Below are 8,110 nucleotides of genomic sequence, written 5' to 3' on the forward strand. Positions count from 1 at the left end.
AACTCCTCGGGCAGAAGAGCGGGTTTCAAAAAGCCGCGGCTTTCTTGCCGCCAACCGGAAGCAACCGAGTGCTGCCAGCTCATGATCGCGGAGAAGGGACCTTCCCCATGCCGACGACGGCGCGGGCTCACGACGCGGCACGCTCGCGCCCCTGCGCGCAGCCGCATCGTTCGCGACCGAAGGGGAGAGCGACCCGCGGGAGAGCGACCTGCAGGAGGCCGCCCGCGAGACGATCCGCACCGAGCACGGATTCGCCCGCAGTCCCCCCCTTGCTATCGGCACGCAGCACTCGCATCGGTGCCATCCCGTCGGCGACGCGGCTGCGCGGGCACTCCCCTGCGATCGGAGCACAGCGCTCGCATCGGCGGCGTCCTGTCGACGACGCGGCTGCGCGGGCATTACCCCGCCATCGGCGCATAGCGCTCGCGTCGGCGGCGCCCTGTCGACGACGCGGCTGCGCGGGCACTCCTCTGCCATCGTCGCACAGAATTCGCAACCCTACTACGGTAAAGAATTCGGCGATTTCCGGCGATATTTTACCATCAGGAGCACTGAAGGGCGCTCAGAGGGTAGAACGCGGGTCAAAACGGGTCGAAACCGCCTCCCTTTGTTTGATATACAACGGAAACGATACACTATATGTTATAGTTAGCCTAAATATACTTTCTGACGATAAAATATCGCTGGAAATCGCCGGATTCTTTACCATCGAAGGAAGGGGACCGCGCAGCAAGTCCAATCAAGGCCCCAAATCCAAGCGCCGCATTCGCCACCACGCTGGATTCTCCACTACGCCGCATTCGCCACCGCGCCGCATTCGCCACTGCGCCGGATTCGCCACCGCACCGGATTCGCCACCACGCCGGATTCGCCGCCGCGCCGCATTCGCCGCGCACTGGAACCCGGCATGGGGTAGCCCGGTGAACCGAGGCCCGACGGAGGGCGCTCGGAAAACCCACGCTCGCAGGCGCCGCGCGCAGCAGACGCACGCGCCCGAAAAGCGCTGGAGCGCAGACCGCAACAGCCCGCGCCCCAGCACAACGGCTACTTGCCGGCGGCGGCGTTGCGGCCCGCCAAGCGGCCGAACGACATGGCCATGGAATGGCTCGCGCCCGCAACCGTCACAGGGTAGTCCACCAAAAAGCGGCCGCCCATCGTGTTGCCGGCCACGAACAGGCCCGGAACCGGGTTCTTCTCGGCATCGAGCGCACGGCACTCGGCGTCGCAATCGATGCCGCCAATGAGCACGAGCATGCCCGAATCGCCGAACGGCACGATGTAGTACGGAGGGTTCTCGATGGGGAACAGACGCGTGGACACCTTCGAGAAATCCGTGTCCTTGCCCGCATGCGCCAGCTCGTTGTAGCGCTCTACCGTGGCCACGAGCGCGTCGGCGGGGATGTCCACGGCCTTCGCCAAATCCTCGATCGTGTCGCCCGGGATGATGGAGCCGGCGTCGATCTCGCTTTGGAAATAGGTGTCGGAGGCGTAGCCCGCCGCGAAGTGGTTGATGGCGTGCTCGTATTCGGCCTCCTGCTCGGGCGGGATGTAGTGCGTCACGCCGCCGAAGCACTGGGGCATCACCGACAACTGCTCCTTCCATTTGCTGTCGAAGATCTGGTACGACACGCCGCCCTTCTGGCGCTTGATGGCGTTTTGCAGCTCCTGCGCCCCCACGTCCTCGTTCGCGAAGCGCTGGCCGTCCTGGTTCACCATGAGGTAGGGGTTGATGCCGATGGAGTTCGTGCCCAGGCTGTGCGTCATCGGCGCGTAGGGGCCATCCTCCATGACCGCGCCGGCCCATATGGCCATCCGGTGGCCGTCGCCCTGGTTCACCGGCTTGCCTTCTTTGTCCATGCTGCTGAAGAACACGCCGTACTTCGTGGCCTGGGGCGCGTAGTAGGTGAGCATCTCGGTGTTGCTGGAAATGTCGCCCGTCGAGAGCACCACGCCCAGCTTCGCGTTGACGCGGATGATGTTGCCGTCCTCGTCGGAGGCGTACACGCCCGTCACCCGGTCGCCTTCTTTGATGAGCTGTTCGCCCTTCACGTTGAAGCGGGCCTCGGCCCCGGCCGCCTGCGCGGCCTCGAGCGTGCCGTGCATGGCCCAGCCGTGGTCGGGCAGCAGGTGCACCATGCCGGGGAAGCAGGGGTAGTTCTCTTCGCGCCAGTTGTAGTTCTCGTTCACGGGGCAGCGCTCGGGGAACACGTAGGGCTTCTCGGGATCGGTGGGCGTGTCGCGGTCGCTCGTCAGCAGCTCGTGCTCGGCGGTGCCGATGTACCAGTCGAGGTCGGGACCAGAATTGGCGATCCAGTAATTGAGAAGCTGCGCGTTGGGGCGGTTGCCCATGACGCGCATAAGCTCGTTGACCACTTCCTGCGTCTCGGGCTGCTCGATGCCCAGCTGCTTGTGGATCTCGCTGCCGAACGTGCCGAACTCGCCTGAGCGATACCCCACGTCCGGACCCTTCTCCAGGCCGATGACCTTGACGCCCGCGTCTGCGGCCTCGCGCAGGGCGCACACGCCCGCCAGGCCGAGGCCCACCACGCACACGTCCACGTCGATGGTCTCGGTCACCTTCGACTCGTCGACGGGCTCGGGCGGGTTGAGGAACGACGGCGTGAACTCAGTGGGGTTGCCGCTCGTCGCCCCGCCCGCCGCCGCGCCGCCGTCTGCGGACGAGGCGATCTCCTCCTTGGTGGCGGGGGCGCACCCCGCGAGCCCCGCGGCGCCCGCCACCGCGGCGGTGGCGCCCAGGCCGAGGAACGCGCGGCGGGACAGGCCCTTGCCGTTCGTGCTCTTCGTCATGTGAATCCCCTTTCTCCCTGATCTCGACGATCGTGGATGTCCGAAGCGACCCTCCCGGCCGGCTTCGCTTGCTCGAAGCGGCGCTTGCGGCCGACTTCGCTTCCCCATGATGCCCGCCGCCTCTCAGCGCGTCCATCACCCGTCGGGGCAGACCTCGGCCAAAACCTCGCCACCCCTGGCCTGTCCTTGTCACCCGAAACGGCCAAACGGCATCACCCGTACACGTCTGCGGGGGAATTCTCGACCTCATAGCGCATCGCAAGCGGCTATCATGGACAGGATACGAAACGGAGGAGGAGGCGACGCCGCCTGCGCGGCGCGGAGGGCTATCACATGGGAAAGCGATTGGCGATTCCCGTGGCGGGATTCGCGCTCTATTGGCTCACCGATATCCTGAGCTTCCATGCCACCACGGCGTTCGCAAGCCTCGGCGGCATGAGCGCCGAGTTGGAGAACGCCTATTTCGTCACGCTCGTCGCCTCGCGCATCGCCGCATACGCCGTCGCGCTGCTTGCGCGCAGGCACTCGCACGAAGACGGGCTGCCGCCCGTCCCCGCCGCCGCAGCGGCCACCGTAACGGCGTTGCTGGGCATCGCGCTCGTGGCAGGAGCGGTCCTGCAAGTCAACGCGGAGCTGGCAGACACGGGAGCCGCAAACGGCTCGGGCACCGCAAGCGCGGGGCTGTGGGCGGCGTTCACGCTGGGAACGGCATTGTTCGGAGCGGCGCAGGGCATCATGGGCCTCGCATGGGCCTCGAGGCTTCCCCTGTTCTCGTATCGCGGCAGCTACCTTTACCTGATAGCCACCCATGTCGCCGCCACCGCCCTCGTGGCCGTCACGCTCTTGCTGCCCACGTCGTGGCTGCTGCCCCTCACCGCGGCGTCGCTCGCAACGGCCAACGCGTGTTTTGCGAGGCTGCCGCGCGCAGAGCGGCTTGAGCACACGGTGCGCGAGCAAGCGGGCGACATCGCGCCGCTTCTGTGGCGCGGCGTGCTGGCTGTGGGCATGTTCGCGTTCGTGAGCGGACTCGTGTCCTCCATCGCCCGCCAAGGCTCGACCGGCGCCGATCCTGTGGGATTCCAGTTCTTCACGCAAGGCGTATCCAGCGTGGTGCTCGTGGTGATGGCGGTTCCGGCCCTCGTGCTCCACCAACCTCTCAAGCTGGAGACAAGCTACCGCGTGGCATTGCCGCTTTCGGCTCTGGGGTTCCTCGTGCTGCCGGGGCTCATCGAGACGGTGCCTCCCGATCTTTCCGGAACCTTGGCCACCACGGGGTACATGATCACGGGCATTGTGCTGTACTGCATGGTGGGCGAGGCTGCGAAGATCGCGCGCGTTCCGGCGCTGCCGCTGCTCGCGGGCGTTTCGTGCTTGACGCTCGCATGCCTTCTAGCGGGAGAGGGCGCAGGGCTTGCGCTAGCGCGCCATCTGGCCGAAACCGGCACGAGCGCGGCGCTCATGGGGTTGGGAAGCCTGTACTTGGCGGCACTCGCGGCATCGTGGCTGGCGGGACGCTCGGATGCGCGGAAATCCATGCTGCCCCCCCCCCCGAAGGCACTCCGCGGCAGCTTCCGGACGGAGACAGAAGACGCGCCCGCTCGGAATGGAGGCGGGAGCACGCCCAATCCGCACGGCGCCGACGAGCTGACGCCCGCCGACGGAGAGACTTCGCCGCTCGCGCTTGACGAGCTGGCTGCACGCTATCGCTTGTCCGAGCAGGAATCGACCGTCCTTGCCCTGTTCGTGGAAGGCCGTACGATACCGCGCATAGCGCAGGAGCTCTACCTATCGCAAAGCGCGGTGAAGTACCACGCCCAAAAGCTCTATCGGCGCTTCGAGGTGCATTCGCGCAGCGAGCTGTGCGAAGTCGTGGCGCGATTGCGCCACGAGCGGCCCGAACGACCCGACGCCGAAAGCGAGTTGGCCCAAGCGTACGACCTCACCGCCCGCGAACGCGAAGTGCTCGCGCGGCTTGCGCGCGGCCTGTCCATCACCGAGATGGCCAGCGATCTGAACATCTCCGAGAACACCGTGAAAACCCACGTCAAGCGCATCTACGGCAAACTGGGCGTCCATTCCAAACAAGAAGTCATCGACCTGGCGCAAAGCAGCGGGCCGACGGCCTGACGGCCAAGGCCGCGCGTCCGCGCAGCAAAAGACCGCTCGAGCGCGCACGCGAGCGGCGCGCGGCGCGCTCGAAGCTCGCGCTCACGCGCCGTTCGCGTGCGCCTTCCGCTCACGAGCCCCGCGCGACCAGTTCGAAGCCAAATCGCGACGCGCGACCTGCGAGCGACCAGCCCGAAGTCCGTGCTCGCACACCACTCGCCTGCGCCTTCCGCTCACGGGCCCCGCGCGCCTCGCACGCATCCAGCCCCTCTCCGTCCGAATAGAGCCCACTCCCTCATCCACCCAAAGCCCCACATGGCCTTCAATCGCGCGCGGCCCTCTCCTCGTTCGTACACGGCCTCCTCTCCGCTCGCGCACGGCTTTCTTCTCGCTCACACACGGCCTCCCCCGCAAGCGAAACTCGCCTGCAAGCGATCCGCGTGCGTGAAAATCCCCGGATTTTGGCCACGAAACCGTGTTCTGGCACACGCTCGGGCGATTTCGCCGCATTTTGCTTGCCTTCGATTTCGCCGACCTGGGACTTTGCTGACCGCAACGTCCCCTTTGACCCGAGCAAAGCCGAAATCCGTGCCAGAACGCGGTTTGGTGGCCAAAAGTCAAAGGATTTCACGCACGAAAGAACAGCCGGGCGAGGGACCTGCGCAGAGGAGCCTCCGCTTTGCCAGCACGGCTTCGAAGCAACGCGCCAGAGGGAAGAGGTTGCCAACCCTGTCGATGTTAAACCAGGACTGACACGAACCCCTATTCGCTAAACCTTGAGTCGGGTTTGCTCTGATCGGGGTTTCGGAGGGTTCCCGCCCGCCGGGCGGGAACTTCTGCGGTGCCGGCGGGGCCTCGCCCGGCGGGCCGATCTGGCCTCTATCAATTTTGGCTTAACAGAGGCCCAACCCTTGACGGAAAGGGAGGCTCAAGCGCCTTCCTGCGCGTCTTCCTCGGCCAAGGAGTCGGCCACGGCCTGGCCCGTCAGCATCCCGAACGCGCCGTTGGACGCCAACCCGTCCGACCCGCCGTTCGCCACGGCCCCGCAGCAATGCACCCGGGGGATGGGCGCGCCGGCGGCGCTCAGCAGACGCCCCGCCTCGTCGGTTGCCGCGCCGCCGCGCGAACGGTAGCGCACCGGCAGCTGCTTGACCGCATAGAACGGTGCCTCGAGCGGTTCGAGGAACAGCGTGCGGCCGAAATCGTCGTCTTTCCCTGCGCGCACCAAATCGTTATAGCGCTCAAGTGTGGCGGCCAGCTTGTCGGCAGGCACGCCCATCTGCTCGGCAAGCGCATCCGCGCTGTCGCACGGACCCACGAGCCTCTTGGCGTTCTTGCTGGTCAGCTGTGCGATGCTGCGAGACTGGCTGCTTTCGGAAAGCGCGTGGTCGAACACCGTCCACCATAAGCCCCGCTCGTCCGCAAAGCATGCCTCAGCCGTCGCGCCGCTTCCATCTTCGCGCGCGAACCGCTCGCCTTGCGTGTCCACGGCCACAATGGGGCCGAATAGCCCCCACGCCGACACCTGCGGCAGATCGCCCGTGAGCGAGGCGGCTTTGTCCATGCCCGTCAGCTGCCCGCCGATAGCCGCGCACAGAAGCTGGCCCTCGCCCATCGATGCCACGGTGTAGCACCCGACGCGCTCGCGGTCGGGCGTGTAAGCGTGAACGAGCGGCTGGCTGCTCGCAAACCCCCCGGTGGCCACCACGATGCGGCGCGCCCGCACGTCCGTCACCGCCCCGCCCTCGCTCGCGACGAAGCGCATGCCGCACACCGCCGATTCCTCGTCCAAGATGAATGCCGTCGCCCGCAGCCCCGTCAGAAACGAAACGCCCTTGCCCACCAAGCCGTCGCGCAGCGGCACCATGACGCTCTCCATGTCGCCGAGGCCGTCTTTCGGCAGCAGCACCGAGGTGTTGCGGTCGCCCTGGGCGTACTCGGCGGGATCGGCGAACTGCGCTCCGTACTCGTTTGCCAGATGATCGGCCCATGAGGCAGCCGCCTCGAACAGCGTCCGGGAGAACTCGAGATCGGTCGCTCCCGCCGCTTCAAGCTCCTTCTTGCGCGCCTCCCACTCGGAAGACGCCGTCGCGCTCAGTCCGGCCCGCTGCTGAACGGCGCTGCCGGCCACCCGCATGACGCCGTTCGCCTCGTAGCTCTCGCCTCCCAAGAGGTCAAGCTTGTCCACCACCAGCACCGAGCGCTTCGCTTCGGCCGGAGCCATGGCCGCGGAAAGTCCGGCGATGCCGCTGCCCACCACGAGCACGTCCACTTCCGACGAGAACGCCACTGCAGGCCCGCCCGCAACGCTCGGCGCCGCACCGTCCTCGCCAGCGTCCGTCCGCAACGGATTCGCCGGGATCTGGCCGGCCCCGCACGCGGCAAGAACGCCGCCCGCAGCAAGGGAGGCAGCCGTCAAACCAGCAAGCTTGAAGAATCCGCGGCGCTTCATGGCGCAAGACCTCTTTTCGGGATGGTTCGTGCGATATTCACCCCAGTATAGGAACAAGCCGCAAGCGGACGCCAACGCCTCGACGATCTGCCATGCAATCTACGCAAAGCCTTTCCCGAGCGCTCCGGCGCGCCCCTGCGCACTCCGGCGCGCTCCGGTGCCCCTCAGCGCTTCCCGAACATCAGCCCGTCCTCTCCGCGCTTCCCGGGCGTCGGCCCGCTCTCTCGATCACAGCGCCTCCCAGGCGTCAGCCTACCTCCTCCGCGTTCCTCGGTATCTCTCGAGCGTCGGCCCGTCTTTTCCGCACCCACCAGCGCCGGCCCATCTTCTCCGCACCCACCAGCGACGGCCCATCTTCTCCGGGCCCTCAGCGCTTCCCGGACGTCGGCCCACCTTCTCGACCCCATCGCTTCCCGAGTGTCGCCCCGTCTTTCCCACGCTCCTCAGCGCTTCCCGAGCACCGGCCCCGCCCTCCCAAGCCTGCCGCATCACAACGGCAAGGAATTGCCATTTCTTTGTCAGTATTTTACCGAAGCGATCGATCAGGAGGCGATACGGGGACCATCCGAGGGATTTTCGACCTCGCACGCGGCATTTCGAGCGCATTTTTCGCCGCATGGGGGTGCGGACGTTTTTCCGGACGGCCTAGGCGGCCAGCCCCAGCCGCCTCCTGCGGCCGGCTATCGTATCGTACACCTTGCGCCCTCCCTCGTCGAACGCCTTCAGCCTCCCCTCCCGGTACCA

3 protein-coding genes are annotated in these 8,110 nt (G+C 66.7%); 1 reads left to right on the forward strand and 2 read right to left on the reverse strand.

Features of this window, described 5'->3' with window-relative positions; all coding sequences use genetic code 11:
* Positions 1-1,044: 1,044 nt before the first annotated feature.
* The gene (locus C2L80_RS06195; protein ID WP_087195531.1) at positions 1,045-2,808 is read right to left on the reverse strand and encodes an FAD-dependent oxidoreductase; all 1,764 of its coding nucleotides are present in this window, start codon (positions 2,806-2,808) and stop codon (positions 1,045-1,047) included.
* A 333-nt stretch (positions 2,809-3,141) separates the two neighbouring features.
* Between C2L80_RS06195 and C2L80_RS06200 the strand changes: the two genes are divergently transcribed.
* Positions 3,142-4,935, forward strand: coding sequence for a helix-turn-helix transcriptional regulator (locus tag C2L80_RS06200; protein WP_103262861.1), 1,794 nt, complete (start codon positions 3,142-3,144; stop codon positions 4,933-4,935).
* Positions 4,936-5,842: 907 nt separating this feature from the next.
* Here C2L80_RS06200 and C2L80_RS06205 read toward each other — a convergent pair.
* Entirely contained in the window at positions 5,843-7,366 is a 1,524-nt protein-coding gene (locus C2L80_RS06205) for an FAD-dependent oxidoreductase (protein WP_092198709.1), read from the reverse strand.
* Between the last annotated feature and the right edge of the window lie 744 nt (positions 7,367-8,110).

Origin of the sequence: Rubneribacter badeniensis (assembly GCF_002899695.1) — a bacterium.
GTDB classification, from domain to species: domain Bacteria; phylum Actinomycetota; class Coriobacteriia; order Coriobacteriales; family Eggerthellaceae; genus Rubneribacter; species Rubneribacter badeniensis.

What these genes read in the sequence shown, in the direction of transcription:
- C2L80_RS06200 (WP_103262861.1), top strand. Translation starts at nt 3,142, where the DNA reads ATGGGAAAGCGATTGGCGATTCCCGTGGCGGGATTCGCGCTCTATTGG.
- C2L80_RS06195 (WP_087195531.1), bottom strand. Translation starts at nt 2,808, where the DNA reads ATGACGAAGAGCACGAACGGCAAGGGCCTGTCCCGCCGCGCGTTCCTC.
- C2L80_RS06205 (WP_092198709.1), bottom strand. Translation starts at nt 7,366, where the DNA reads ATGAAGCGCCGCGGATTCTTCAAGCTTGCTGGTTTGACGGCTGCCTCC.